25 protein-coding genes are annotated in these 25,556 nt (G+C 72.9%); 17 read left to right on the top strand and 8 right to left on the bottom strand.

Going from position 1 to position 25,556, the window contains the following annotated elements:
• Positions 1–69: 69 nt before the first annotated feature.
• The 6 genes from K6T13_RS04985 to K6T13_RS05010 all read left to right on the top strand — a co-directional run bounded on the left by K6T13_RS04985 (position 70) and on the right by K6T13_RS05010 (position 8,385).
• On the top strand, positions 70–2,952 hold the full coding sequence (locus K6T13_RS04985; protein WP_222897424.1) for an RCC1 domain-containing protein: 2,883 nt from the start codon (positions 70–72) through the stop codon (positions 2,950–2,952).
• 73 nt (positions 2,953–3,025) lie between these two features.
• Positions 3,026–4,576, top strand: a complete 1,551-nt coding sequence (locus K6T13_RS04990; protein WP_222897425.1) for a class I SAM-dependent methyltransferase — start codon at positions 3,026–3,028, stop codon at positions 4,574–4,576.
• Complete coding sequence (locus K6T13_RS04995) at positions 4,573–5,856, top strand: DUF6752 domain-containing protein (RefSeq protein ID WP_222897426.1); 1,284 nt, start codon at positions 4,573–4,575, stop codon at positions 5,854–5,856. The genes K6T13_RS04990 and K6T13_RS04995 overlap by 4 nt, the downstream gene beginning before the upstream one ends.
• Positions 5,853–6,071, top strand: a complete 219-nt coding sequence (locus K6T13_RS05000; RefSeq protein ID WP_222897427.1) for a hypothetical protein — start codon at positions 5,853–5,855, stop codon at positions 6,069–6,071. The genes K6T13_RS04995 and K6T13_RS05000 overlap by 4 nt, the downstream gene beginning before the upstream one ends.
• Entirely contained in the window at positions 6,071–7,123 is a 1,053-nt protein-coding gene (locus tag K6T13_RS05005; RefSeq protein ID WP_222897428.1) for a hypothetical protein, read from the top strand. Before K6T13_RS05000 ends, K6T13_RS05005 begins: the two co-directional genes overlap by 1 nt.
• Before the next feature lie 65 nt (positions 7,124–7,188).
• Positions 7,189–8,385, top strand: coding sequence for an acyl-CoA dehydrogenase family protein (locus K6T13_RS05010; RefSeq protein ID WP_222897429.1), 1,197 nt, complete (start codon positions 7,189–7,191; stop codon positions 8,383–8,385).
• On the opposite strand, the gene K6T13_RS05015 is transcribed toward K6T13_RS05010, so the two are convergent.
• Entirely contained in the window at positions 8,370–9,497 is a 1,128-nt protein-coding gene (locus K6T13_RS05015) for a hypothetical protein (RefSeq protein WP_222897430.1), read from the bottom strand. The genes K6T13_RS05010 and K6T13_RS05015 overlap by 16 nt on opposite strands.
• A gap of 145 nt (positions 9,498–9,642) precedes the next feature.
• Here K6T13_RS05015 and K6T13_RS05020 point away from each other — a divergent pair, with 145 nt between their 5' ends.
• Positions 9,643–10,773: a hypothetical protein gene (locus K6T13_RS05020; RefSeq protein ID WP_222897431.1), complete on the top strand. Its 1,131-nt coding sequence runs from the start codon at positions 9,643–9,645 to the stop codon at positions 10,771–10,773.
• A gap of 16 nt (positions 10,774–10,789) precedes the next feature.
• On the opposite strand, the gene K6T13_RS05025 is transcribed toward K6T13_RS05020, so the two are convergent.
• Positions 10,790–13,129 (bottom strand): glycosyltransferase family 4 protein, encoded by a 2,340-nt coding sequence (locus K6T13_RS05025; RefSeq protein WP_222897432.1) that lies wholly within the window; start codon positions 13,127–13,129, stop codon positions 10,790–10,792.
• Between the two features lie 100 nt (positions 13,130–13,229).
• Here K6T13_RS05025 and K6T13_RS05030 point away from each other — a divergent pair, with 100 nt between their 5' ends.
• The 5 genes from K6T13_RS05030 (at position 13,230) to K6T13_RS05050 (ending at position 16,589) form a co-directional block, all read left to right on the top strand.
• Positions 13,230–14,285: a sulfotransferase family protein gene (locus tag K6T13_RS05030; RefSeq protein WP_222897433.1), complete on the top strand. Its 1,056-nt coding sequence runs from the start codon at positions 13,230–13,232 to the stop codon at positions 14,283–14,285.
• A gap of 40 nt (positions 14,286–14,325) precedes the next feature.
• Positions 14,326–15,057: a sulfotransferase family 2 domain-containing protein gene (locus tag K6T13_RS05035; protein ID WP_222897434.1), complete on the top strand. Its 732-nt coding sequence runs from the start codon at positions 14,326–14,328 to the stop codon at positions 15,055–15,057.
• An 84-nt stretch (positions 15,058–15,141) separates the two neighbouring features.
• Entirely contained in the window at positions 15,142–15,315 is a 174-nt protein-coding gene (locus K6T13_RS05040; RefSeq protein WP_222897435.1) for a DUF5302 family protein, read from the top strand.
• Positions 15,316–15,383: 68 nt separating this feature from the next.
• On the top strand, positions 15,384–15,917 hold the full coding sequence (locus K6T13_RS05045) for a MaoC family dehydratase (RefSeq protein WP_222897436.1): 534 nt from the start codon (positions 15,384–15,386) through the stop codon (positions 15,915–15,917).
• A 42-nt stretch (positions 15,918–15,959) separates the two neighbouring features.
• Entirely contained in the window at positions 15,960–16,589 is a 630-nt protein-coding gene (locus K6T13_RS05050; protein ID WP_249423941.1) for a DUF6758 family protein, read from the top strand.
• Here the strand turns inward: K6T13_RS05050 and K6T13_RS05055 are convergent, their stop codons facing one another.
• Entirely contained in the window at positions 16,590–17,396 is an 807-nt protein-coding gene (locus tag K6T13_RS05055; RefSeq protein WP_222897437.1) for an alpha/beta fold hydrolase, read from the bottom strand.
• 33 nt (positions 17,397–17,429) lie between these two features.
• Positions 17,430–18,188 carry an SDR family NAD(P)-dependent oxidoreductase gene (locus tag K6T13_RS05060; protein WP_222897438.1) on the bottom strand — a complete coding sequence of 253 codons (759 nt, stop codon included), beginning with the start codon at positions 18,186–18,188 and terminating at the stop codon, positions 17,430–17,432.
• 61 nt (positions 18,189–18,249) lie between these two features.
• Here K6T13_RS05060 and K6T13_RS05065 point away from each other — a divergent pair, with 61 nt between their 5' ends.
• Both K6T13_RS05065 and K6T13_RS05070 read left to right on the top strand, forming a co-directional pair.
• Entirely contained in the window at positions 18,250–19,023 is a 774-nt protein-coding gene (locus K6T13_RS05065) for a ParA family protein (protein ID WP_222897439.1), read from the top strand.
• Between the two features lie 2 nt (positions 19,024–19,025).
• Positions 19,026–19,682: a L,D-transpeptidase gene (locus K6T13_RS05070; protein WP_222897440.1), complete on the top strand. Its 657-nt coding sequence runs from the start codon at positions 19,026–19,028 to the stop codon at positions 19,680–19,682.
• 1 nt (position 19,683) lies between these two features.
• On the opposite strand, the gene K6T13_RS05075 is transcribed toward K6T13_RS05070, so the two are convergent.
• Complete coding sequence (locus K6T13_RS05075; RefSeq protein ID WP_249423942.1) at positions 19,684–21,138, bottom strand: DEAD/DEAH box helicase; 1,455 nt, start codon at positions 21,136–21,138, stop codon at positions 19,684–19,686.
• 138 nt (positions 21,139–21,276) lie between these two features.
• On the opposite strand from K6T13_RS05075, the gene K6T13_RS05080 reads away from it, so the two are divergent.
• Complete coding sequence (locus K6T13_RS05080) at positions 21,277–21,990, top strand: ferritin-like fold-containing protein (RefSeq protein ID WP_222897441.1); 714 nt, start codon at positions 21,277–21,279, stop codon at positions 21,988–21,990.
• Position 21,991: 1 nt separating this feature from the next.
• Here K6T13_RS05080 and K6T13_RS05085 read toward each other — a convergent pair whose 3' ends face one another.
• The 3 genes from K6T13_RS05085 to K6T13_RS05095 are packed head-to-tail and all read right to left on the bottom strand — an operon-like array spanning position 21,992 to position 23,171.
• Complete coding sequence (locus K6T13_RS05085; protein ID WP_222897442.1) at positions 21,992–22,273, bottom strand: hypothetical protein; 282 nt, start codon at positions 22,271–22,273, stop codon at positions 21,992–21,994.
• Between the two features lie 13 nt (positions 22,274–22,286).
• The gene (locus tag K6T13_RS05090; protein ID WP_222897443.1) at positions 22,287–22,508 is read right to left on the bottom strand and encodes a DUF3107 domain-containing protein; all 222 of its coding nucleotides are present in this window, start codon (positions 22,506–22,508) and stop codon (positions 22,287–22,289) included.
• A gap of 24 nt (positions 22,509–22,532) precedes the next feature.
• Positions 22,533–23,171: a TetR/AcrR family transcriptional regulator gene (locus K6T13_RS05095; protein ID WP_249423943.1), complete on the bottom strand. Its 639-nt coding sequence runs from the start codon at positions 23,169–23,171 to the stop codon at positions 22,533–22,535.
• Between the two features lie 145 nt (positions 23,172–23,316).
• On the opposite strand from K6T13_RS05095, the gene moeZ reads away from it, so the two are divergent.
• Both moeZ and K6T13_RS05105 read left to right on the top strand, forming a co-directional pair.
• A complete protein-coding gene (gene moeZ, locus K6T13_RS05100; RefSeq protein WP_222897444.1) occupies positions 23,317–24,516 on the top strand; it encodes an adenylyltransferase/sulfurtransferase MoeZ in 1,200 nt (399 codons plus the stop codon).
• A 119-nt stretch (positions 24,517–24,635) separates the two neighbouring features.
• Positions 24,636–25,535, top strand: coding sequence for a hypothetical protein (locus K6T13_RS05105; protein ID WP_222897445.1), 900 nt, complete (start codon positions 24,636–24,638; stop codon positions 25,533–25,535).
• Positions 25,536–25,556 lie beyond the last annotated feature (21 nt).

A 25,556-nucleotide genomic window follows, 5' to 3' on the forward strand; every position in this document is an offset into this window, starting at 1 on the left:
CCTGACCGGAGGCCACGAGCCGGGTAGCATCCCTGTGACTCGTGTGACCACTGTGACGGAGGCGTTGTCGTGCGACGACTCGTGCCGTGCGCGCTGCTGGCGCTCCCCCTCGTGCTCGGAGGCATCCCCGGGCTCGGCGCCCCAGCCGCACCCCCGGCTGCTGCGGCGGCCCCGGCCACCGCACCCTGCCCGGACGCCGTCGTGCTCGCCGCGACAGGCGGTGGGCAGGGGCGCGCCGACGACCCGGGTCCGACGCTGTCCGGCCTGACGGCCGCGATCGTCGCGGAGGCCGGGTCGGTCTCGCGATCGGCGGAGCTGCAGGTGGTCTCCACCGGGACCACCGGCCCCGCGCGGCTCAAGGGTCGAGGCGGCGCGCGGACTCCCGCCGGTCGTGCCGTGACCAGCGCTGCCTGGCAGACCTGGCGCGCTCCGGCCGCGGAGCTCGAAGCCGGCCTGGCGACAGCACTCGACGCTGCGGTCGACGCGTGTCCCGACGTCCTGGTGCACCTCGTCGGCTACTCCCAGGGGGCCGAGGCGGTCCACCGTCTGGTCGAGGGCGCGGACGCCGACCTGCGGAGCCGCACGGTGGGGGTCGTGCTCGTGGGCGACCCGGCCCGCGTCGCTGGTTCCCGCGGCCCCCTCGTGGGGACGCCGGCGGCCGACCGGGGAGCCCGAGGTGTCACGACGCGCTTCTCGCGCCCCCGACCCACCGCGGTGCCCGGGCAGGGCTGGTACCCCCCCGTCCACGCGGTCTGCACACGGGGTGACGTTGCCTGCGACCTGGGCAGCACCCCCTTCCGGACCGCCAAGCGGATCCACGCCTCCTACGACGAGGGCCCCGTGGCCACCCGCCTGACGGAGATCGGTCGGCGCCTCGGCGCCCGGACCGCCCTCTGGCCGCGTCCTGTGGCCGGGCAGGAGGCCACCGGACGCGCGGGCCTGCTGCTCACCCACCGGCTGAAGGTCAAGGTCGCCCCATCGGCCCGCGAGCGCCTCCGCTTCGCAGCGGTCGACGGGGTCCCACCCGGACTGAGCCTCACCTCCCGCGGCGAGCTGCGCGGCACCCCCACCGCTGCGGGGACCTGGGAGCTCGCCTTCACCGTGCACAACGCACGGTCACGTGCCCTGTCCCGGCGGATGCCGGGCACGCTCACGGTGACGATCCAGCCGGCGGCACGGACACAGGTCAGCGCCGGGGGACGGCACACCTGCGAGGTCCGGCCCGACGGCACGCTGTGGTGCTGGGGCGCCAACGGCTACGGCCAGCTCGGGGTGGGCGACAAGACCAGTGGGGCGACCCCGCGGCAGGTCGGCAGCCGCGACGACTGGGCCGGGGTGTCGGCCGGCGGCATGCACAGCTGTGGCGTCCGCGACAACGGCAGCCTCTGGTGCTGGGGACTGAACTACCGCGGCCAGCTCGGGCTGGGCGGTCGCACCGACAAGACCGAGCCGCACCGGGTGGGGAAGAGCCGCAGCTGGGCGACCGTGTCGGCCGGGTGGGTCCACACCTGCGCCACCCGGGTGGACGGGTCCGCCTGGTGCTGGGGCGACAACGACCACGGGCAGCTCGGCAATGGTGGGAGCAGCGACTCCCGCAAGCCGGTCGCCGTCACCCGCGGCATGGTCTGGCAGCAGCTCGCGGCAGGCGGATGGCACACCTGCGGGGTCAACCAGTCCGGCGAGGCGTGGTGCTGGGGTCGCAACAGCCGGGGGCAGGTCGGTGACGGGACCACGACGGTCCGGCTCAACCCGGCCCGCGTCGGCGGGGGCACCGACTGGGCCCGGGTCGCCCCCGCGTGGACGCACAGCTGCGGGCTGCGCCAGGACGGGAGCCTGAGCTGCTGGGGCGGCAACGAGGGCGGCCAGGTGGGCGGCGGTGGCTTCGGCGGCTCGGCCACGCCCCGTGAGGTCGCCCCCGGTCGGAGCTGGTCCGCGCTCGACACCGGGGTCAACTTCTCCTGCGCGCTCGACACGAGCCAGCAGATGTGGTGCTGGGGAACCGGGCGGTCGGGTCAGCTCGACGGTGCGCCGTCGAGCGAGCAGCCGGTCCCGGTGCGGGCGGGCACGTCCTGGGCGCAGCTCGACCTCGGCTGGCTCTTCGCCTGCGGCCTGCACGGTCCGGGTGCCCGTCCCACGTGCTGGGGATCCGACGAGACCGGCGAGCTGGGGCCGTCCCCCTCGCGGAGCCGTACGACGGAGGCGGCGAGGAGCGAGGGCGGGTTCACCTTCACCCTGGCGACGTTCAACGTGCTGGGCAGCAACCACACGACCCCGCGCAGCAACGCGGGCGAGTTCAGCCCGGCCCGGGTGCGCACCGAGTGGGCGGTCGACTACCTGCGCTCGATCAACGCGGGCGTCGTCGGCTTCCAGGAGCTGCAGCGGGACCAGCTCGACTGGTTCCGGTCGACGGCAGGCTCGGACTACGACGTGTGGCCGGGCACCTCGCTGGGCGGCAAGGGCCTCCAGACGACGCTCGCGTGGAAGCGGGACCTGTGGCGCTTCGTGAAGGGCGACACCGTCGAGATCCCCTTCATCACGCAGAAGCGGCACATGCCGCTGGTGAAGCTCGAGCACCGCAAGACCGGTCGCCACATCTGGGTGATGAACGTCCACAACGCGCCACGCGACTACCAGTCGCAGCGCGAGACGGCCACGGCACGCGAGATCGCCCGGCTGCAGAAGGTCGTCGGCGGGAGTGACCCCGTGTTCCTGGTGGGTGACTTCAACGAGCGTGACCGGGCCTTCTGCGAGGTCACGGGCAAGCTCGGACTGGTGGCGCCCCGGGGTGGCAGCCACGACGGTCGGTGCCGGCCGCCGAGCGGCTTCACCCGGGTCGACTGGATCTTCGGCTCCCCGGAGGCGACCTACTCGCGCTACCGCGAGGACAAGTCTCCGCTGGTGAGGCTGATGACCGACCACGCGGTGCTGCGGACCCGGGTCTCGGTGCCCTGACCCCACGCCGGCATGGCAGGCTGTCCCGGACAGCGCCCGGGCCCCGGGCCGGCAGGTGGGCGGAAGGTGGCAGGTGAAGGTTCGCGCGGACGACGACGGCATCGTGCTGCCCGTGGACCTCGCCGGCGCCTGGGACGTGCTCTTCGACGGCGAGCCGGTCTGGTCCTTCACCACCGGTGACGGCACGCCGCGACGACGAGGCGCCTACCGGATCCGCTGGCCGCGCGCGATGCGCGGCTGGCTGCGCGGCCGCGCCGAGGTGACGCTCCGTCAGGCAACCGCGCCGGTCGACGACTCCGAGCCGGCGGTGATCTCCGTCGGACCGGTCACCTTCCGTGGCGGGACCCAGCCGATCCGCTTCGTCGACCAGGACGACCGCCCCGTCGTCATCGACAAGTGGGGCATCGTCCAGCGCCCGTTCAGCACCCGCGGCTCCTCGGTCACCGACGCGCTGGCCGAGCGCACCCGCGAGGTGATCGACATCGTGCGTGAGGAGTGCGGCCTGGAGGCCTGGATGGCCTTCGGGACCCTGCTGGGGGCCGCTCGCGACGGCGGCGCGATCGGGCACGACTCCGACTCCGACCTCCTCTACCTCAGCGAGCAGCCGACGATGGCCGGCATCAACCAGGAGTGCTACGCGATCAAGCGTGCGCTCACCCGCCGGGGCCTCCAGGCCGTGGTCAAGTCCGGCAGCTTCGTCACCGTGCTCGTCCCCGGACCCGACGGCGCGCCGCTGGGCATCGACGTCTACGCCTGCTTCTACGTCGACGGGGTCCTCCACGAGACCGCCACGCTCCGGGAGCGGATCCCGCGCGAGGCGATCCTGCCGCTCACGACCCTGGGCTTCGAGGGCCGGGAGCTGCCCGCGCCCGCCGACCCGGCGGCCCTGCTCGCGGCGTCCTACGGTCCCGGCTGGCGGGTGCCGGACCCCTCGTTCCGTCACGAGCCCGACGCCGGGACGGTGGCCCGGTTCGAGGGGTGGTTCGGCAACATGATGACGGCCCGGCGCGGCTGGGAGGCGTGGTGGACCGAGCACGCGGAGCTCGGCGAGGCGTCCGAGCTCGCGCGGCGTGTCCTCGCCGACCACCCCGAGCCGGTGAGCGTGCTCGAGATCGGAGCCGGCAACGGGACAGACGCGGTCCGGCTGGCCGAGGCCGGCCACCGGGTCGAGGCCTACGACTTCGCCCGCCACTCGTTCGGTGCCGCCGACCGGGCGCTCCGGGAGCGTGACCTCCCGCTCAAGCTGGGCGTGGTCAACCTCTACGACCTGCGTGACGCCCTCACCCAGGCCGCGATGCAGCGGCTGCGGCCGCGGCCCACCCGGGTGGTCCTCGCGCGCTTCGTCCTGGACAGCCTGCACCCGCGCGGACTGGAGGCCTTCTGGAGGCTGACCGCCACGTCGCTGCGCGGTGGAGGCCGGGCCTACCTGGAGATCCCCGACGGCGGGACCCCGGATCCGGGCGACCACCACTACCCCCTCCGGTTCCGGGTGGATCCCGAGGAGGTCCGGCAGCGACTGGAGGATCTCGGGGCACGCCTCGTGACCGCGGACCGGGCCCGCCGGCCGGCTCCCGACCTCGGCCGGCCGCGACCGTCGTGGCACCTCGTCGCGGAGTGGTCATGACCCGCCGCGTCTACATGCACGTCGGCAGTCCCAAGTCGGGGACGACCTACCTGCAACGGGTGCTCCGGCACAACCGGGACGGCCTGGCCGAGCAGGGGGTGCTGGTGGCCGGGCGGACCCACGTCGAGCTGGTGCACGCCGGCTTCGTCGTCCGCGAGGACGCCCGGCTCGAGCGGCTGCCCGAGCGGGCCCACCGCGCCTGGGACCGGGTCGTGGAACAGGTGCACGACTTCCCGGGCGACACCGCGATCATCAGCTATGAGCTGCTGGCAGGAGCACGCCGCCGCCAGGCCCGCGCCGCGCTCGCCCGGTTCGACGGGCTCGAGACCCACGTCGTCGTCACGACCCGCGACCTCGGCCGCGCCGTGTCGTCGGCCTGGCAGGAGCGGCTCAAGTTCGCCCTCGACGTGCCGCTCGGACAGTGGCAGCCCCCGGGTGAGTCGCTGGGACCACGCGCCGAGTGGGGATGGCGCACGATGGACCCCGCCTCGGTCGCCGACCGTTGGGGTGCCGACCTGCCCGTCGAGCAGGTGCACGTGGTGACCGCGCCCCGGGGCGGTCCTCCCCGCGAGCTGTGGGACCGGTTCGCGGCAGCGTGCGACCTGCTCGACATCGACATCGATCTGGCCATCCCTCCGGCGAACGAGTCGCTCGGAGCCAAGGCAGCGGAGGTTCTGCGCAAGGTGAACGAACAGGAGCTGGGACCGATCAGGGGTGCCCGGGAGCAGTCGCGGTGGCTGCGCGACACGCTGGCCCACGGCGTGCTGGCCGGGCTCGACGACGAGCCGATGGGCATCACCGAGGCGCAGCTGGCCGAGGCCGAGGCACGGGCCCGGGCCGCCGTCGCGAGGATCCGGGAGGCCGGGTGGCAGGTGCACGGCGACCTCGACGACGTGACCGCGACCCGACGCGACGGCCGGCTGCCGGAGGAGGTGCCCGCCGAGGAGCTGCTCGACGTCGCCGTCCGCACCATCGCCCGGCTGCTGCTCGAGCTGCGCGAGGCGAGCCTGGGCGCGGCGCCCGCCGACGACACCTCGGCCGCCGAGCGGTTGCGGGGGTCCGTCGTGGTCGACGTGCGGGGGAGACGGGCCCGTGCCGTCCTCGACGACCTCACGGCACGGTTGGGGGCCGCCGAGAAGGAGCTGCAGGACGGGCGACGCCTCCACGAACGGGTCGCCGCGCTGACCGACCTCGTCAACGAGCTGCTGGTACCGACCGCCCAGCAGGACGGCGAGCGGCTGCGCCAGGCGCTGCGGACCTACCGGAGCGAGAGCCTGTGAGCCGGCCGCTGCACGTCTCGCTCGTGCGCAACCGGATCATCCGCGGCGACGCGGTCGCGGACCTCGCCGCCCGCCTCGACGAGCTCGAGCTGGGTGTCGCCGAGCACGTCGGCATGCTCCCCGCCCTGCACGCCCACCTCGACGACCTCGAGCCGACCCTGGTCGAGCTCGTCGCGGGGGACGGCGGACCGGCTGCCCGTGAGGAGAGCCGCTAGTGGCCGAGCGGGTCGTGCTCCACATCGGGCTGATGAAGTCCGGCACCAGCTTCCTCCAACGGGTGCTGCGCCAGAACCGCAAGGGACTCCGACGGCAGGGGATCCTCTACCCGAGTCCCTGGCGCCGTCAGGTCGACGCCGTCAAGGACGTCACGGGTGGCGGGCTGCGTGGTCAGCCGAAGCTGGCCGCCGACGGGCCGTGGCGCTCGCTGGTGGCCGAGGTGGCCGAGTGGCCCGGCACGGCCGTGGTCTCGATGGAGTTCCTCGCTCCACGGGGGGTGGCCAAGGCACGCCAGATCATCGCCGACCTCGCGCCCGCCGAGGTCGAGGTCGTCGTCACGGTGCGCGACCTGGCGCGCTCGATCCCGGCGATGTGGCAGGAGTCGGTGCAGAACCGCAGCACGTGGACCTGGGCGGAGTACGTCGCAGGCGTCGAGGCGGAGGACCGGTCGCGGCCCGGACCCGGGCGGGCGTTCTGGACGCGTCAGGACGCCCCCGAGATCGTCGAGGCGTGGCAGAAGGCGGCCGGGCCGGACCAGGTCACGGTGGTGACGGTGCCACCCCCGGGAGCCCCCCACGACCTCTTGTGGCAGCGGTTCGCCTCCATCGTCCCCGTGGAGTCCGAAGGGCTCGACCTGGACGTGCGGTCCAACCCCTCGCTCGGGCTGGCATCCCTGGAGGTGCTGCGTCGCCTCAACCTCCGGGTCGACGCGCAGACGCCCCCGATGAGCCCCCGCCACTACGAGCGCATCGTCAAGCAGCTGCTGGCCAAGCGCGGGCTGGCAGGACGCGACGGCGACCCGCGCCTCGGGCACCAGGCCGCCTGGGTGGTCGAGAAGGGCGACCGCGACCTCGAGCGGCTCGCCGCGCTGGGCGCCCGTGTGGTCGGCGACCTCGAGGAGCTGCGGTGCGCGCCGGTGCCGGGAGCCCAGCCCGAGGACCTGAGCGTGGAGGACCACCTCGAGGCAGCCCTCGACGCGGTCGAGTACGCCGTCACGCAGCTCGCGCGACGTACGGTCAAGGACCGTGACCGGCGCAACAGCGCCCGGTGACCGCTCGCCAGTAGCCTGCCCTCGCCCACCCCGTCGCCAGGCCCAGGCCGTGGAAGGATGACCAGATGCGCCGACTCTGCGAGACCGAGGGACTGACCGACGTCCAGGAGGAGATCCTCAAGACGATCCGGCAGTTCGTGGAGGACAAGATCCTCCCCGTCGCGACGGAGCTCGAGCACCGCGACGAGTACCCCACCGAGATCGTGGAGGAGCTCAAGGAGCTGGGTGTCTTCGGACTGATGATCCCCGAGGAGTACGGCGGGCTCGGTGAGTCGCTGCTCACCTACGCGCTCGCGGTCGAGGAGATCGCCCGTGGCTGGATGAGCGTCAGCGGCATCATCAACACCCACTTCATCGTCGCCTACATGCTGCTCCAGCACGGCACGGAGGAGCAGAAGCAGAAGTACCTGCCCCGCATGGCGACCGGCGAGGTCCGGGGCGCCTTCTCCATGTCCGAGCCGGGCTGCGGCTCCGACGTCTCCGCGATCAAGACCAAGGCCAAGCAGACCGGGGACGGTGCCTACGAGATCACCGGTCAGAAGATGTGGCTGACCAACGGCGGCTCCTCCAACCTGGTGGCCGTGCTCGTCAAGACCGACGAGGGCGCCGACTCCGTCTACCGCAACATGACGACCTTCCTCGTGGAGAAGGACGAGGGCTTCGGGGAGACCGCGCAGGGGGTCACGATCCCCGGCAAGATCGAGAAGATGGGCTACAAGGGTGTCGACACCACCGAGATGGTCTTCGAGGGCCACCGGATCGACGCCGACCAGGTCCTCGGCGGCAAGCCGGGCCAGGGCTTCTACCAGATGATGGACGGCGTGGAGGTGGGCCGCGTCAACGTGGCAGCCCGCGGCTGCGGCGTCGCCAACCGGGCCTTCGAGCTCGGCATCGCCTACGCACAGCAGCGTGAGACGTTCGGCAAGAAGATCGCCGACCACCAGGCCGTGATGTTCCGGCTCGCCGAGATGGCCACCAAGGTCGAGGCCGCCCACGCGATGATGGTGAAGGCCGCCCGGATGAAGGACCGGGGCGAGCGCAACGACCTCGAGGCCGGGATGGCCAAGTACCTCGCGTCCGAGTACTGCGCCGAGGTCGTCGAGGACTCCTTCCGGATCCACGGCGGCTACGGCTTCTCCAAGGAGTACGAGATCGAGCGCCTCTACCGCGAGGCGCCGATGCTGCTCATCGGCGAGGGGACGGCCGACATCCAGCGGATGATCATCGGCCGTCGGCTGCTGGAGACCTACAAGCTGCGCTGACGGCGCCGGCGGCGCAGCCGACGTCGGGCCCTGGTGATCATCCCGCCCCGCCCGGCAGCAGGCGCCGTGGCCCGCTGGTGGCGACGCCACGTGAACTCCGCGAAGTTGGCGAGGGTGTCCACGGCCGCGCGTGCGACCGCCGCCTCGTCCAGCTCCGGGAGGTCCGCCACGTCGCGGGCGGTCGGCACGAGCCGGTCGAGGTCGCCGTGCACCCGGATCTCGGAGTCCCGGAGCCAGGCCACGTGACCCTGCGCGACCTCCGTGACCCACTCCAGCTGGTCGGTGGGCAGCGGGATGCGCTCGCTCGCGCTGCGCGGCAACACCCCCTGCACGAGCGGCCAGCGCAGCCCGGGCTGGTAGTCGCGCTCGTAGCGGGGGAGCCGGTCACGTCCGAGCGCCTCGTTGACCCGCCGGTAGAGCTCCGCCTCGACGTAGCCCCAGGAGGCGTTGACGTTGCGGGTGGGCCAGGACAAGGCCGCCGGGTCGAAGCCGACGACCTGGCCGAACGTGCGGTAGAGCCCGTCGGGGTCGTGGGTGCGGTCCGGGGTGACCACCACGTCGAGCCGGTCGGACCCGACGGCCTCGGCCCACCGGCCGCAAATCTCCGGGACGTCCTGGCGCTGCCAGAAGTGGGTGGCCCAGCGACCGCGCCGCTCGCGCAGACGTCGCAGGAACGTCGGGTAGTCCAGCGCCATCCGGTGCTTGAGGAACTGCTGCCACTCCGAGGGGATGACCGCGGCCAGGCCACGCAGGGACAGCACCACCCGCACCTCGTGACCGGACTCCTCGGCCACCTGGACCAGGGCGGCGATCCGCTCCGGGTCGGCCTCGCAGACGTCCTCGCAGGTGAGCAGCAACCGCTCACCGTCGGCCGAGGCGAGCAGCGGCCCGAGCTCGGCGAGTCGTTCGCGGCGTACGTCCTGGGTGAAGCCGGCCGCGGTCACCCACCCCAGGGGGCGCAGCACCCGTCGGACGTGGTCGTCGCGGCTGGCCAGCGGCATCCCCACCCCCTGCTCGGCGAGGGCCGCCACGGAGTCGAAGAGCCCGCGCTGCAGGGCCGAGGTGCCGGTCTTGCTCGCGCCCACGTGGAGGTACAGCGGGCGGGGGCTCATGGCGCGGATGCTATCGAGCACGTCGCGTCACCGGCGGGACCGGGCTGGTGCGGTGCCCGGTGCCCCGCTCTGGCAGAGTGATCGCCGACGTCGGACCGCGGGTCAGCGTGGGCGGCGAGGGACTGCGAGCGGGAGGTTGCTGCCGGTGGCGGAGGCGCTGGGTCACGAGGTCTTCCTGCACGTGGGCACCCCCAAGAGCGGGACCACCTACCTGCAGGGGGAGCTGGCCCACAACCGGGCCCTGCTCCGGCGCCACGGGTACCTCTACCCCGGTGCCAAGCACGCGGCCCACTTCATGGCGGCCCTCGACCTGCGGGAGCGAGGCTTCGGCGGCCACCACTACCGGGAGTCCGAGGGGGCCTGGCAGGCGACCGCGGACGAGGTGCTCGCCTACGACGGACCAGCCCTGATCTCCCACGAGATCCTGGGCGGCGCGTCGACCGAGGTCATCAGGCGAGCCGTGGACTCCTTCCCCGGTCGGCGGGTCAGGGTCGTGCTGACCTGCCGCGACCTCGGCCGGCAGATCCCCGCCGCCTGGCAGGAGAACGTCAAGAACCGCAGCACCGTGCCCTATGCGGCCTTCGTCCGGCGGACCTTCGCGAAGTGGGAGGGCGCCGAGACCAGCAGCGCCGGGATCTGGACGGCGCAGAACCTCGCCGCCCTGGCCCGACGCTGGGGCGAGGTGGTCGGGCCCGAGAACGTGATCCTGGTGACGGTGCCACCCTCCGGTGCGGCGCCGGGGGAGCTGTGGCGCCGCTTCGCGGAGGCGGTGGGGCTCCCCGACGCGGACTACCAGCCGTCCACCCAGACCTCCAACCCCTCCCTCGGCACCGCGGAGACCGAGCTGCTGCGGCGGTTGACCGCACGGCTGCCCGAGGACCTGCCGTGGCCGACCCACTCCCGGCTGATCAAGCGGCGGCTCGCCCAGAAGGAGCTGGTCGAGCACCGGACCGCCGGGATGCTCACGGTGCCGGCCGACCACCGGGCACGCACCGTCGAGGTGGCCGACGAGATGGTCACGAGCCTGCGCCAGGGCGGCTACCGGGTGGTGGGCGACCTCGCCGACCTGACCCCGGCCATCCGCGAGGACGGGACCGTGCCGGCGGACCTCACCGACTCCCAGCTGCTCGACCTCGCCCTCGACGTGATGGTGCCGCTGGCGCTGCGCGAGCCCCGACGCCGCCGCGGTCGGCGCCCTGAGACGGCCCCCAATGGGGCCACCGCATCGCGGCTGCGCCTGCTGGCGGCGCGGGTGCGGCGCCGGCTCGGCCGCTGAGGGTCGCCGAGGACCCTCAGGTCACGGCCGGCCGGGGCGCGACCTCGTCGACCAGCTCCAGCCACCGGTCCGCGACGGCCTCCACCTGGTAGTTGCGGGCGGTCTCGAGGGCACCGGCTCCGAGTCGGCGTCGCAGGGCTGCGTCGTCCATGAGCCTGCGCAGCCCGTCGGTGAGGGCAGGGATGTCGCCCTCGGGGACCAGCAGCCCGTTGACCCCGTCCTCGATCAGCTGACGCGGGCCCTCGGGGCAGTCGAAGGACACCGGCGGCACACCCTTGCTGCACGCCTCGAGCAGCACCATGGGCAGCCCCTCGAAGCGTGAGGACATGGCGTAGATGGACGCCTCGGCCAGCCGAGCCTCGAACTCGGGCGTCACACCGGCCAACCGCACCCGGTCCCCCAGGCCGAGGTCGGCGATCTGGGCGGCCAGGTCGTCGTGCAGGCCGCCCTCGCCGTAGATGTCCAGACGCCAGTCGGGATGGGTGCCGACGAGCGGGGCCCAGGCGCTGATCAGGCGCTCGAACCCCTTCTGCATCGTCAGCCGGCCGGCAGCGACGACCACCTTGCTGGTGAGCGGGGCCGGCTCGCCGATGGTGAAGGGGATCGGGTTGGGGATGACGTCGGTGCGCACGGCGGTCGGGCCGAGGAACTCGACCCACCGCTCGAGGTCGGCGTCGGTGAGGGTGAGGAACGCGTCGAGGGCGCGCGTGCCGTCGCGGCCGAGCACCGTGTCCCGCAGCGCCTCGCGCAGGTGGACCGGCCGCGGCACGAAGGACAGGTGCTCCTGGTGCAGCAGGACCGAGCCGGGGGCGGCCCACCGGGAGGCCGCCACGGCGAACTCGGGCCGGGTGGACACGAAGACGCCGGGCGGCATCGACTCGAGGCACTCCTGGAGCAGCAGGTCGACGTAGGCCGTGAAGGTCTTGCGGGCCCCGTCGGCCAGGGCCGACGGCTGGCTGTCGAGCTGCCGGACCCGCTCGTCGGCGTGCCGGTCGTTGCGGGCCCGGGGGCGTTGCCGGTGGGGGCGGGCGGGGTCGTAGCGGTCCTGGAGCGGCAGCAGTCGCACCGCCGGGTCGAAGTGGAAGTAGGGCTCGGCGGTCGGCCGGACGAGGGTGATGACGGAGACCTCGCAGCCGCGACGGACCAGCTCGTTGGCCACGGTCGACACGACGCGGGCGATCCCGCCCGGGGCGTAGGCGGAGGGGACCAGGAAGGTGAAGCGGCGCAGGGTGCCCTCGGCGGGGTCCGGCGCGGCCTCCTCGGTGTCCCCGGTGTCGTCAGGGTCCCCGGGGCCGTCCGGGTCGTCGGTCCGGGCGGCGCTGTCGCCTGCCTCGATCCGGTCGCGGAGCAACCCCACGGCCAGGACCCTGCCGGCCTCCACCAGCTCGGCCGCGGAGACGTCGTCGGGGTGGCGGCTGCCGGAGCGGTTGGTGCCGTCCAGCAGGTCGGACAGGTCGCCGACCACCTGACACCCGAGGTCGCGCAACCGTGACACCGAGGCCTCGCCCCGGTCACGCAGCTCCGTCAGCAGGGCGTCGTCCACTCCGATGGGGTCACCCGGGACGTCCACGAGTGCCCTGCGCACGACCGTGTTGCGCAGCCAGCGGGCCCGGGCCCGCCACGACGCGGTGCCGGTGGTCAGCGCGTCGACCTCCTCGCGCAGCGCCGGGCCGTAGTCCTGCAGCAGGCGGGCGGCCTGCACCGAGAGCGACTCGTTGGCGGTGCGCGCGGGCACCTCGAGGCCGGCGACGTCGACGTCGACGCTCGCCGCGAACCGCTGCCACAGCAGGTCGCCCGTCGTCGGTGCCTCGGGCACAGTCACCACCCTGACGTGGTCCGGCCCGACCACGCGGGCCCAGGCCCCGGCCACGCGGGCCGGGTCGACGACGTCCCAGCTCCACTTGTTGCCCGGGTCGTCGAGTCCGCGGACGAAGTCGCCGAGGGCATGGCCCCGGCCGACCTTCAGGGACTCCTGCCACGCGGCCGGCACCAGGCGGACCAGGCTGCGCGTCGACACGACCACGTGCACCCGGTCCGGTCCGCCGAGGCTGTCGACCGCGGCCCGCGCGTGCTCCTCGGACGCCGCGACCCACCACTCGTTGCTCAGCACCGCGCTGCCGTCGTACGCCGCGACCTCGGAGCGGATCCGCGGCCACACCCGGGGCGCAGGGGAGTGGTCGGGGTCCAGCCGTCCCTGCCGGCCGTCCATGGAGGCGCGGTTCTGGTCGAAGGGGCGGCGTCCCGGGTAGAGGAGGCCGCGAGCCGCCAGCTCGGTGCGGTTGGCCCACAGTGCTGCCTGCAGGTAGGTGGTCCCGGACTTCGGGGTGCCGACGTGCAGGTGGACGCGCTGTGCCAAAGAGGACTCCTCGCTCGGGACGCGGTCAGTTTAGGGTGTCCGCTGCAGGCCACGGCCCGGGCCCGCACCCCGCCCCACCCGACCACGGAGGTTCGCCCGCATGACCCCCACCGACGGTTCCGCACCCCCGCCGCGCGTGGTGGTGGTGGCCGGCTCCGGGCGCAGCGGCACCAGCACGATCGCGGGCGTCCTCAAGCTGGTCGGGTTGCGGATACCGCCGCCGGAGATCCCCGGCAACCGCACCAACCCGCGCGGGTTCTTCGAGCCGCGCTGGGCTGTCGACCTGCAGACCCGGCTGCTCCGACGGGCCTCGGTGGTGCTCACCGACTCCAGACCGGCGGCCTTCGCCGACGCGGCGGAGGTGGCCGGCGGTGACGACGTCCACGGTGAGGTGACGGGGTGGCTCGCCGAGCACACCGCCGACGGCCAGGACCTCGTGGTGAAGGACCCCCGCTCCAGCTGGTTCCTGCCCATGTGGGCGCGGGCCGCGGAGGCCGCCGGAGCCGAACCGGCGTTCCTGACCATGCTGCGCCACCCGGCCGAGGTGGTCGGCAGCAAGGACAAGTACTACAAGGGGCTGAACGCCGGCGAGACCATGCGGCACGCCCAGACCACCCGGGTCGCGAGCTGGCTCAACGTCGCCCTCTTCACCGAGGACGGGACCCGCGAGGCCCGTCGGACCTTCGTCCTCTACAACGACCTCCTCGACGACTGGCGGGCCGTCGTGGACCGGGTCGTCGCCGAGCTCGACCTCCGGTCGGCCGAGGTCAGCCCCGAGGCGGCCGCCGAGGTGGACGACTTCGTCGACCCCGACCTGCGCCGTGTCCGCACGTCCTGGTCCGACATCGACTGCCCCGACGAGGTGCGCGAGATGGCGCAGGAGGTCTGGGACCTGCTGGTCGTCCTCGCCCGCAGCGGCGGCCACGACGCAGCCGCACAGGCACGGCTCGACGAGATCCGCGCCCGCTACGTGACGCTCTACACCGATGCCGAGGCGCTCGCCCAGTCCTCCGCCGAGCACGCACGCCGCGCCGGCCACCGACAGGGCCGGCGCAAGGCGCTGCGGGAGCAGGAGCGGAAGGAGCCGACGGCGCCCCGGTCCGCGGGCGGGGTGGCCGGGCTGGTGTCGCGGCTGCGCGGACGCAGCCGCCGGTAGCATGACCCGTTCACCCGGGCGAGAGGACACCAGCGAGCGCATGGCAGCACCAGCCGACGGCGAGGCCGCGCCCGGCCTCGACCCCACGGTCTTCCGCTCCCGCCCGGGCCGTCCGATGACCCTGGCCCCCGAGGCCAAGGAGCTCCTGGCCCGGCTCGGTGGCCACCGCGACCGCGCGGGTGCGCTCTCGGCGCGGCCCTACAACATCGCCATCAGCCAGACCCACCGGTTCGTGTGGTTCCGCAACGCCAAGGTGGGCACCAGGACGATCCTCACCTACCTCCTCGAGCAGCACGACGACACCGAGCTGCTGGTCGCCTCCGCGATCCCCTACCCGGTGCACGCCTTCGCCGACTGGTTCAAGTTCGCGCTGGTCCGCCACCCGCTCGACCGGTTCATCTCCTCGTGGCAGGACAAGGTCCACCGGCAGAACCACTTCCGGTTCGACCCGCCCACCCGCGAGCGGATGCAGACCATCGAGAACTTCGCTGCCTGGGTGGCCGAGCAGGACCTCGGGTCCGCGGACACCGACCGGCACATCCGGCTGCAGACCCGGATGGTCGACCTCACCCACCTCGACTACCTGGGTCGGATGGAGACCTTCGACGCCGACTTCGCCCACGTCTGCCGCGTCGTCGGCCTGCCCGAGCGGGTCCCCGAGCGGCGCAACCAGTCGACACCGCGGGGCGTCACGCGGGAGAACGCCTCGGCCGAGCTCCGCTCGATCATCGAGGAGCAGTACCGCATCGACTACCAGGTCTTCGGCTACTGACGACGACGGCCGGCGCCGAACCCGGTCGACGGCCCGGCGGGGCGGTGGCATCGTGGACCTCCTGACGACGGCTCAGGAGGAGACGTGGCGAACGAGGACCTGAAGGCCAAGATGCGCGCGGCGCTCGACAAGAAGAACTCCGACGAGCACGGAGTCCACGAGGACGGCCCCGTGCGGGAGAAGGCGCACGGCTCGGAGGTGCACGGCGGGGCCGGCCCCAAGGTCCACCGCCGCAAGGCCGGCGGGGGCGGTTCCTGAGGCCTCGTGAGCAAGCCCACCCCGGCCGGGGTGTCGGCGTGGGTCCGGTGTCGGCAAGGATGTGCCCCATGCAGTTCGGGCGCAGCTATGAGGAGTTCGAGGTCGGTGCGACCTACAAGCACTGGCCGGGCAAGACGGTCACCGAGTACGACGACCACCTGTTCTGCCTGCTCACGATGAACCACCACCCCCTCCACCTCGACGTGCACTACGCGGGGGAGACCACCCAGTTCGGTCGGAACGTGGTCGTGGGCAACTACGTCTACTCGATCCTGCTCGGCATGAGCGTGCCCGACATCTCCGGGAAGGCGATCGCCAACCTCGAGATCGAGTCGCTGCGCCACGTCGCCCCGACCTTCCACGGCGACACGCTCTACGGCGAGACGACCGTGCTCGACAAGTGGGAGTCGACCTCGAAGGACGACCGCGGCGTGGTGCACGTGGAGACCATCGGCTACAACCAGGACGGCACCGTGGTGTGCATCTTCCGCCGCAAGGTCATGGTTCCCAAGCGGAACTACCTCGAGGCCCGAGGCGGCGAGCAGCCCGGACGCCCCGTCCCGCAGCCGGACAAGAACTGGCCCGGCCCGCAGGGGTCCTGACCGCCTCTTGACGCGACGCCCGGCGCTCAGCACCGTGGCGTCATGCGCCTCACCGGCTCCTGTCCCCGGTGCCGACTCCCGATGGACGGCGACCGGGACGAGTGCCCCGTCCACGGTGCGCAGCCGCGGCTCTGGCGGCCCCGGGTCCCGGCGTACGAGGCTTTCGCCGAGCACCTGCGCACGGCTGGCCGCTTCCCGACGTTGCTGCCCTGGCCGCTGAGTCCCGGCTGGTCGGTGTCCGACTTCGGCGTCGTCGTCGACGGTGCGGATCGGACCCTGGCGACGGTGACCTGCTGCAGCGGCACGACCGAGGTCGACGGTCGGGTGGACGTGCTCGTCGTGGCGGAGGAGGCGGGAGTAGGGCTCGGGGGCCGCTGCGCCGGGCTGCCGGGTGCGGACCCGGGGGCCGACTTCGGCCAAGGGCCGCCGGCTGCGCGGCTGCGGGTAGGAAGCCAGTCGGTCCCGGTGTGGCCGGTGTCGACCAGTCACGCCGCCGGTGACCTCGACCGGTCCGTGGTCGCGGGGGAGGCGGACGGGCGCTGGCTGTGGCTCGTGATGCACCCCGCGTCCGCGATCCTGCTGCTGCAGGAGGAGTGGCTGCTGAGGGACGTCTCCGGGATCGGTCCGCCGCTGGTGGAGCTGCCCTTCTCCGGCCCGGGGCCCGACTGGTAGTCAGCCGCGCCGCAGGGCCAGGAACCGCCGCAGCACCGGCAGCAGCGCCTCCGCGGCCTCGAGGTGGACGTCGTGCCCGGCGCCGGCGATGACGGCGAGCGCGGTGTCAGGACGCAGGGCACACATGCTCTCCACCTGCCGCTCCGGCACCGAGCCGTGCTCGCCCCGGACCAGCAGCGTGGGGGCGTGGACGGCCGACCACTCCTCGAGGTGCTCGTGGAGCGCGACGGGAGCGAGGGCCGCGACCAGGGTGTCGGGGTCCCACTGGGGCCACAGACCGTCATGGCGCTCCGCCAGCCCGTCGGCCCAGCCCTCGGCCACGCTGCGGCCGCCGCCGAAGAACGCGAGGAACTCCTCGCGGTCCTCGAACGGCACGGGCCAGCCGCGCAACCAGCCGGCGACACCCGCCAGGTCGGCCTCGCCGCCACCTCCGAGCCCGCTCTCCACCAGAACGAGGTCGCTCACCCGGTCGGGGTGGTGCGCGGCGAGCAGCATCGCGGTGTGGCCACCCAGCGAGTGGCCCACGACCGGCACCGCCCCGACTCCCAGGTCGTCGAGCACGGCGACCACGTCGGCGACGTACGCCGTGCGGGAGACGTCGGCCGGCCGACGGGTGCTGCTGCCGTGGCCCCGCTGCTCGACCGACACCACCCGGAAGTCCTCGCACAGCCCGGCGATCACCGCCCCCCACTCGAGCGCGTAGCCGGCGAGGCCGTGCAGCAGGACGATGACGGGGAGGTCGCCGGCCGTGTCGTGGTACCAGATCTCGGCGTCGGGCCGCTCGACCCGGCCCCAGCCGTCCGTCATGGGGCCATCCAACCACCGGTGTGGCCGGTCGGCTCAGCGACGACCCATCGACTGGAAGGCCTGGAGCGCCCGGGAGGGGAGGAGGCGGGTGGCGGTGGTGATGACGCGGTACTGCGCGCCCGGGACGGAGATCACGACGCCGCGGTCGAAGTCGGCCAGCGCCTTCGCCACGACGTGCTCCGGCTCGAGCCACAGGAACCCGCTGCCACGGCGTACGCCCATCCGCTGGTGGAACTCCGTGGTCGTGAAGCCCGGGCACAGCGTCGTCACCGTGACCCCGGCCGCCCGGTACTCCGCGGCAGCCCACCGGCCGAACTGGTTGACCCACGCCTTGGCAGCGGAGTAGGTCCCGCGCGGGAGGAACGCGGCGACGCTGGAGACGTTGACGACCCCACCGCGGCCGCGCGCCGCCTGCGCCCGGAGCGCGGCGTGCGAGAGCCGCATCACGGCCGTGACCAGCACGTCGAGCATCGCCTGCTCGGCGTCGACGTCGTTGTCGAGGAACCTGCCCTTGAGCCCGAAGCCGGCGTTGTTGACCAGCAGCTCGACCGGGCGGTCGGGGTCGGCCAGGCGCAGCTCGACGGCCGCCAGCTCGTCGCGGTCGGCGAGGTCGGCGGCCAGCACCTCGACCTCGACGCCGGTGGCGCGCAGCTCGGCGGCGACCTTCTCGAGCCGTTCGACGTCGCGGGCGACCAGGACCAGGTCGTGGCCGCGGCGGGCGAGCTGGTGGGCGAACTCCAGGCCGATGCCGGCGGTGGCACCGGTGACGAGGGCGGTTCCGGGGGACGACATGCCTCCAGCAAAGCGGTGTCGTCGCAGATCGGGCAAGCGGCTGCGGCATGATGGGCCCACCATGACCACCACCCTTGCCGTCGCCAACCAGAAGGGCGGCGTCGCCAAGACCACCTCCGTCGCCTCCATCGGGGCGGCGCTCGCCGAGCTCGACCAGCGGGTGCTGCTGGTCGATCTGGACCCACAGGCGTGCCTGACGTTCTCGCTGGGCATCGACCCCGAGGACCTCGAGGTCTCGGTCCACCACGTCCTCACCAAGGGGCTCTCGCCCGCCGAGGTCGTCATCGAGACCGAGGACGGCGTCGACCTGCTCCCGGCGACCATCGAGCTGGCCCGGGCGGAGGCCGACCTGCTGACCCGGACCGGGCGCGAGCACGTCGTCCGCGCCGCGCTGGAGCTGCTCGACGACGAGGACCTCGACTACGACTGGGTGCTCCTCGACTGCCCGCCGTCGCTGGGGGTGCTCACCGTCGCCGCGCTCACCGCCGCTCAGGGCGTCGTGATCCCGCTGCAGTGCGAGACCCTCTCCCACCGGGGCGTCGGCCAGCTGCTCGACACCGTCCACGACGTCCGTCGCTTCACCAACCGGAAGCTGGCGGTGTGGGGTGTGCTCCCCACGCTCTACGACGGCCGCACCAACCACGCCCGCGCGGTCCTGGAGACGATCGCCGAGACCTACGAGCTCGACGTGGTCGAGCCGCCCATCCCCAAGACCATCAAGTTCGCGGAGGCGCCCGCGGCGGGGCGCTCGATCCTGGCCACGAGCCGCAGCAGCAAGGGGGCCCAGGCCTACCGCGAGGTGGCGGCCAACCTGCTGGCACGGGTCCAGGGCTGACCGTGGGGGCACGTCGGCGCGAGGTGCGACCCCGCTACGGGCGGCTGACGGCGCTGGCCTCCTCGGTCGGCATCACGAGCGTGGCCCTGCTCGGTGGGATCGGCGTGCTGCCCTCGGCCGCCGAACCCGCCGCCGACACTCCGGCGCTCTCGCCGGCAGCCGCTCCGGCACCCGCTCCGAGGACGACGTCGGCCCGGCCGGTGCCGTCCGAGGTCTCGGTGGCCGCGCCGCTGCCCCGTACGACGCCGCGGGACCTGCTGCCGGCCGACTCGGGCGAGGGCCGGCGGGTGGTGTTCAGCGAGGGCCAGCAGCGGGTCTGGCTCGTCAACCGCGAGGGGCGCGTGCGCCGCACGTACCTGGTCTCGGGCAGCATCCACGACAACCTCGATCCCGGTACCTACCAGGTCTACTCGCGGTCGATGACGGCGATCGGGATCGACGACTCCGGCACGATGCGCTACTTCGTCCGGTTCGCCCGCGGCGACACCGGGGCCGCCATCGGCTTCCACGACATCCCGGTCGACGACGGCAGGCCCCTGCAGGGGGTGGAGGAGCTCGGCACCCCCACGTCCCACGGCTGCATCCGGCAGCAGCGCAAGCACGCGCGCCTGATGTGGGACTTCGCCCCGCTCGGCACGACCGTGGTCGTCACCGCCTGACTCAGGAGTCGCTCGGGGTCCCCTGCGGCGGACGGTTCGACGACGAACGACGCCGACGGCGGCGTCGGCGCTGGCCGTTGCCGGCGGACTCGCCGCCCGGCTTCGCACCGGCCTGGGCGGGCCCACCGGCGCTGTCGGTGCCCTCGCCCACCGGCTTGCCGCTCCTGGTGCGGGTGCGCTTGCGGTCGCGGTTGCGGCTGCGCGCGGGACGCTCCGAGCGCTCCTCCCGCGGCTCCCGCGGGGCGGGGTCGACGAGGCGGCCGCGGGTGCCCGGCGGGATGCCCTGATCGTGGAAGAGGTGCTCGGAGGTGGAGTAGGTCTCCACCGGCTCGTCGAAGGGCAGGTCGAGCGCCTTGTTGATCATCTTCCAGCGGTGGAGGTCCGCCCAGTCGACGAAGGTGATGGCGATGCCCGAGGCACCGGCACGACCGGTGCGGCCGATGCGGTGCACGTAGGTCTTGTCGTCCTCGGGGCAGGTGTAGTTGACCACGTGCGTGACGCCCTGGACGTCGATACCGCGGGCGGCGACGTCGGTGCAGACCAGGACGAGGATCTTGTCGTCGCGGAACCTGGTCAGCGCCTTCTCGCGGGCCACCTGGGCCATGTCGCCGTGCAGCGGGGAGGCCCTGAAGCCCCGCTCCTGCAGGTCCTCGGCGATGCGTTGCGCCTGCCGCTTGGTGCGGGTGAAAACGATCATCTTGCCCATGTCCTCGGCCTGCAGGACCCGGCCGACGATCTCGGGCTTGTCGAGGTCGTGCGCCTGGTAGATGAACTGCGCGGTCGCCGGCACGGTGGCGTTCTCGTAGGACGACTCCGCACGGATGTTCATCGGGTGGCGCATGTGGGTGCGGGCGAGGGAGACGATCGCCGAGGGCATCGTCGCGGAGAACAGCATGGTCTGGCGCGTCTCCGGGGTCATCCCGATCAGCTTCACGACGTCGGGGAGGAACCCGAGGTCGAGCATCTCGTCGGCCTCGTCGAGGACCAGCGCGTGGACGTGGGAGAGGTCGAGGGCGCGGCGGTTGGCCAGGTCGATCAGCCGTCCCGGCGTCCCGACGACGATGTCGACGCCGGCGGAGAGCGCGTCGAGCTGCGGCTCGTAGCCGACGCCGCCGTAGACCGTGAGGACCCGCAGGCCGCGGTCCTCGCCGGCCAGGGCGAGGTCGCCGGATACCTGGAGCGCGAGCTCGCGCGTCGGGGCGACGATGAGCGCCTGCGGCTTGCCCTGGGGGATCTCGGAGTAGTCGGGGTCCTTGGGGGCCACCGAGCGCTGCAGGACCGGGATGCCGAAGGCCAGCGTCTTGCCGGTGCCGGTACGGGCCTGGCCGATCAGGTCGGTGCCCATGAGGGCGACGGAGAGGGTCATCTCCTGGATGGCGAACGGCGTGGTGATGCCGGCGCGCTCGAGGGGGTCACAAATCTCGGGGAGCACCCCGAGGTCACGGAACGTCGTCAAGTGTTCTGTTCGCTTTCGGTGAGTGTGTCTGCCTGCGGCTGAACGCACTCAGCCGCGCACATGCGGTTCGCCGTCTCCGGCGACGGACGGCGCAACGGGCGTCGTCTCCGCTGGTCATGGTATCGGTACGCTGCGCGCATGACGGAATCCACCGGTGCCGAGGGGGTCGGCGGGGAGTCATCCGCCCTCGACGACCCCGACTACCGGCAGGCGGTGGTCGACCTGCTCGCGGCCATCGCCTACGGCGAGATCTCGGCCTTCGAGCGGCTGGCCGAGGACGCCAAGCTGGCGCCCTCGCTCGAGGACAAGCTCGCCATCGCCGCCATGGCCGGCAACGAGCTGGGGCACGTCGGGCTGCTGCGGGACCGGATGACCGAGCTGGGCGCCGACCCGTACGCCGCCATGGCGCCCTTCCAGCAGGCGGTCGACCTCTTCCACGAGCACACCGCGCCCTCGGACTGGTACGAGGGCCTGGTCAAGGCCTACGTCGGCGACGGTCTGGCCGCAGACTTCTACCGCGAGATCGCGGCCTACCTCGACCCGCGGACCCGCGAGGTCGTCCTGGCCTCGCTCAGCGATGCCGGCCACTCCGAGTTCGTCGTCGACCGGGTCAAGGCAGCCATCGCCGAGGACCACCGGCTCGGTGGCCGGCTCGCCCTGTGGGGCCGCCGGCTGATGGGGGAGGCCCTCACCCAGGCCCAGCGGGTCGCGGCCGACCGCGACGCGTTGTCGGCCCTGCTGGCCGGCGGTGTCGACCGGCCGGCGCTCGACCTCGCGGCCATCGGGCGGATGTTCGCCCGGATCACCGAGCTGCACGCGGAGCGGATGGCCCGGCTGGGGCTCGACTCCTAGCTCACCGCCGACGTGCGGTGGCGGTGGCGGCGGCCACGACGAGGACCGCGGCGAGGCCCACCTGCCAGGCGTGCCGCCACCAGTCGACGCCGGGCGTGCAGTCGGTGGCCTCGGCACAGTCGAAGAGCCCGGCATAGAGGTAGCTGCCCAGCAGCATGCCGCCGATGCCGCAGGCGACGGTCAGCCACAGGGGGATGTTGTCGCGGCCGCCCGGGGCGAGGTAGCGCCCGAGGAGGCCGACGACCAGTCCGCCGAGCAGCGTGACCAGGAGGGTGGAGAGCACGGTCGCCCGCGGATCAGGAGCGGAAGCCGACCTGTCCGCTGACGCCGCCGCCGATCTCGACGTAGGAGAGCCGTGCGGCCGGGACGAGCGTGACCCGGCCCTTGCTGTCGGTCAACGCGAGCACGCCGTCGCCCGAGAGCGCCTCGGTGACCCGGCGCTGGACGTCGTCGACCGACTCGTCGGTCTCCACGACCAGCTCGCGGGAGGTGTGCTGCACGCCGATCTTGATCTCCATGGGGTCCTTCCGGTCGGGGTGGTCTCAGTGCTCGTCGGTCAGCGGGTAACCGCGGATGCCGCGCCACGCCAGTCCCGACACCAGCGCGACGGCGTCCGGTCGGCTGATGCCGGCGGCGTCCGTCACCCAGAACCGTGCGCTGACCTGGGCCATTCCCACGAGCGACACCGCCAGCAGCCGGGCAGCCTCGTCGGGCAGCCCGGTGTCGTCGTGGATCACGTCCGCGATCATCGCCGCACACTCGGTGGTGACCCGGTCCACGGCAGCGCGCACGGCCGGCTCGTTGGTCAGGTCGGACTCGAACACCAGGCGGAACGCACCGTCGTGGGAGGCGATGTAGTCGTAGAAGGCCTCCATCGCCGCCGCCACGCGCTGCTTGTTGTCCTGCGTCGACTCGAGGGCTGCCCGGCAGCTGTCGATGATCGCGTCACAGGAGGAGTCGAGGAGGGCGAGGTAGAGCTCGAGCTTGCCGGGGAAGTGCTGGTAGAGCACCGGCTTCGACACCCCGGCCCGCTCCGCGATGTCATCCATCGCCGCCGCGTGGTAGCCCTGTGCGACGAAGACCTCGAGCGCGGACTCCAGCAGCTGGGCGCGGCGCTCCTGGCGCGGCAGCCGCGCGCCGCGGGGGGTCGCGCCCATCGGCGCCTCTCCGCTGAGGGTCACAGGTGCTCCTTCGTGGACGGGATGCCGAGCCTATCGCCAGTCCGGATCCCGGGACACGCAGGTCACGCCGGTGGCGGCTGGGGAACATGAGTGCGTACCGCCGGTGTTGGGCAGGTACGCAACCGAACCACCGAGGAGTGTCATCGTGCCGTTCGCGCCGCTCGTGGAGCCTGCCGCGGAGCTCACCAACGACGAGGTACGCCGCTACAGCCGCCACCTCATCATCCCCGACGTCGGCATGGCCGGTCAGAAGCGGCTGAAGAACGCCAAGGTGCTGGTGATCGGAGCCGGGGGCCTCGGCAGCCCGGCACTGCTCTACCTCGCCGCCGCCGGGGTCGGCACGATCGGCATCGCCGAGTTCGACGAGGTCGACGAGTCGAACCTGCAGCGCCAGGTGATCCACGGTCAGTCCGACGTCGGTCGCCCGAAGGGCGAGTCGGCCAGGGCGTCGATCGCAGAGGTCAACCCGCTGGTCGAGGTCGTGCTCCACCCCGAGCGGCTCGACAACGACAACGTGATGTCGGTCTTCGAGGGCTACGACCTCATCGTCGACGGCACCGACAACTTCGCGACCCGCTACATGGTCAACGACGCGGCGTACTTCCTCGGCATCCCGTACGTGTGGGGCTCGATCTACCGTTTCGACGGCCAGGCGTCGGTCTTCGCGCCCATGCTCGGCGAGGGTCTGCCCTGCTACCGCTGCCTCTACCCCGAGCCGCCACCGCCGGGGATGGTGCCCAGCTGCGCCGAGGGCGGCGTGCTGGGCGTGCTGTGCGCCTCGATCGGCTCGATCCAGGTCAACGAGGCGATCAAGCTGCTCACCGGTGTCGGGGAGCCCATCGCCGGGTCGCTGATGATCTACGACGCCCTGGAGATGGAGTACCGCAAGCTCAAGGTCCGCAAGGACCCCGCCTGCGCGCTCTGCGGGGAGAACCCGACCGTCACCGAGCTCATCGACTACGACGCCTTCTGCGGCGCGATCAGTGACGAGGCCGCGGACGCCGCTGCGGGCTCGACGATCTCGGTGACCGAGCTCGAGCACATGCTCAAGGAGCGTGAGGAGGGGAGCCGTGACTTCGTCCTCATCGACGTCCGCGAGCCCAACGAGTACGAGATCAACCGGATCCCGGGCTCGGTGCTGATCCCCAAGGGCGAGTTCCTCAACGGGAATGCGCTGGAGCAGGTGCCCGGTGACAAGCCGGCGGTCCTCTACTGCAAGGGCGGTGTGCGGTCCGCCGAGGCGCTGTCGGTGCTCAAGGGCGCGGGGTACGCCGACGCCGTGCACGTCGGCGGCGGCGTCGTCGCCTGGGTGAACCAGATCGACCCGTCACAGCCCGCCTACTGACGCGGCGCTCGCGGCGGCTGTCGCGCGTGGCGGCGTAACCCGCTCGCGACTCGCGTCGTTGGTCTCCTGTCGTAGCGCCGCCCACTCGGGGTCGGCGCGCCATCGGGAGGAATCACCACATGCGCTCGACCACGACGTCTCGTCGTCTGCTCGGTCTGGTCTCGGTGCTGTCCAGCGCGGTGCTGGCCGGCGCCCTCGTCTCCGCCGCACCGGCCACCGCCGCCAAGGGCGGCAAGGGGAAGCCCGCAGGGGCTTCCTGGGCACCGGCCGACACCGCGACGATCACCCCCGGCGTGCAGATGTTCACGGACGGGGCCCAGTGCACGGGCAACTTCGTCTTCACCGACCGGCGTCGCAACGTCTACGTGGGCTACGCCGCCCACTGCGCCGGGACCGGCGAGGCCACCGACACCAACGGCTGTGACGCCGGGTCCCTGCCGCTGGGCACGAGGGTGGAGTTCGAGCGCAACAGCGGACTCGTGACCGGCGGGGACCACGTCGGGAGCGGCACCCTGGCCTACTCCTCGTGGCTGACCATGGGGCAGCGCAACGAGACCGACCCCAACGCCTGCGACTACAACGACTTCGCCCTGGTGAAGGTCGACGCCGCCGACGTGTCGAAGGTGAACCCCTCGGTGCCGTTCTGGGGTGGTCCGGTGGGTCTCGACAGCGACGGGACGACCACCGGCGAGGACGTCTACTCCTACGGCAACTCGATCCTGCGCGGTGGCGTCGAGGCGCTGTCGCCCAAGCGGGGCACCAGCCTGGGCTCCACCGGCAAGGGCTGGAACCACCAGGTCTACACCGCCACCCCCGGTGTGCCCGGCGACTCCGGCAGCGCGTTCCTCGGGGCCGGGGGAGAGGCGCTCGGGACGCTGTCGACCGTGCAGCTCGCCCCGTTCGCCGGCTCGAACGGCGTGAGCGACCTGGCCAAGGAGCTGGGTTACGCCCAGCGGTACGGCGGCATCCGCGGCCTGGCCCTGGTCCCCGGCACGGAGCCGTTCTCCCCGCTCCCGTGACCACCTGACACACCACCACCG

Source organism: Nocardioides coralli (assembly GCF_019880385.1).
Lineage (GTDB): Bacteria > Actinomycetota > Actinomycetes > Propionibacteriales > Nocardioidaceae > Nocardioides > Nocardioides coralli.

What these genes read in the sequence shown, in the direction of transcription:
- K6T13_RS05055 (WP_222897437.1), bottom strand. Translation starts at nt 17,396, where the DNA reads ATGACGGACGGCTGGGGCCGGGTCGAGCGGCCCGACGCCGAGATCTGG.
- K6T13_RS05105 (WP_222897445.1), top strand. Translation starts at nt 24,636, where the DNA reads ATGCGCTCGACCACGACGTCTCGTCGTCTGCTCGGTCTGGTCTCGGTG.
- K6T13_RS05010 (WP_222897429.1), top strand. Translation starts at nt 7,189, where the DNA reads ATGCGCCGACTCTGCGAGACCGAGGGACTGACCGACGTCCAGGAGGAG.
- K6T13_RS05015 (WP_222897430.1), bottom strand. Translation starts at nt 9,497, where the DNA reads ATGAGCCCCCGCCCGCTGTACCTCCACGTGGGCGCGAGCAAGACCGGC.
- K6T13_RS05035 (WP_222897434.1), top strand. Translation starts at nt 14,326, where the DNA reads ATGGCAGCACCAGCCGACGGCGAGGCCGCGCCCGGCCTCGACCCCACG.
- K6T13_RS05030 (WP_222897433.1), top strand. Translation starts at nt 13,230, where the DNA reads ATGACCCCCACCGACGGTTCCGCACCCCCGCCGCGCGTGGTGGTGGTG.
- K6T13_RS05090 (WP_222897443.1), bottom strand. Translation starts at nt 22,508, where the DNA reads ATGGAGATCAAGATCGGCGTGCAGCACACCTCCCGCGAGCTGGTCGTG.
- K6T13_RS04995 (WP_222897426.1), top strand. Translation starts at nt 4,573, where the DNA reads ATGACCCGCCGCGTCTACATGCACGTCGGCAGTCCCAAGTCGGGGACG.
- K6T13_RS05060 (WP_222897438.1), bottom strand. Translation starts at nt 18,188, where the DNA reads ATGTCGTCCCCCGGAACCGCCCTCGTCACCGGTGCCACCGCCGGCATC.
- K6T13_RS05050 (WP_249423941.1), top strand. Translation starts at nt 15,960, where the DNA reads ATGCGCCTCACCGGCTCCTGTCCCCGGTGCCGACTCCCGATGGACGGC.
- K6T13_RS05080 (WP_222897441.1), top strand. Translation starts at nt 21,277, where the DNA reads ATGACGGAATCCACCGGTGCCGAGGGGGTCGGCGGGGAGTCATCCGCC.
- K6T13_RS05045 (WP_222897436.1), top strand. Translation starts at nt 15,384, where the DNA reads ATGCAGTTCGGGCGCAGCTATGAGGAGTTCGAGGTCGGTGCGACCTAC.
- K6T13_RS05065 (WP_222897439.1), top strand. Translation starts at nt 18,250, where the DNA reads ATGACCACCACCCTTGCCGTCGCCAACCAGAAGGGCGGCGTCGCCAAG.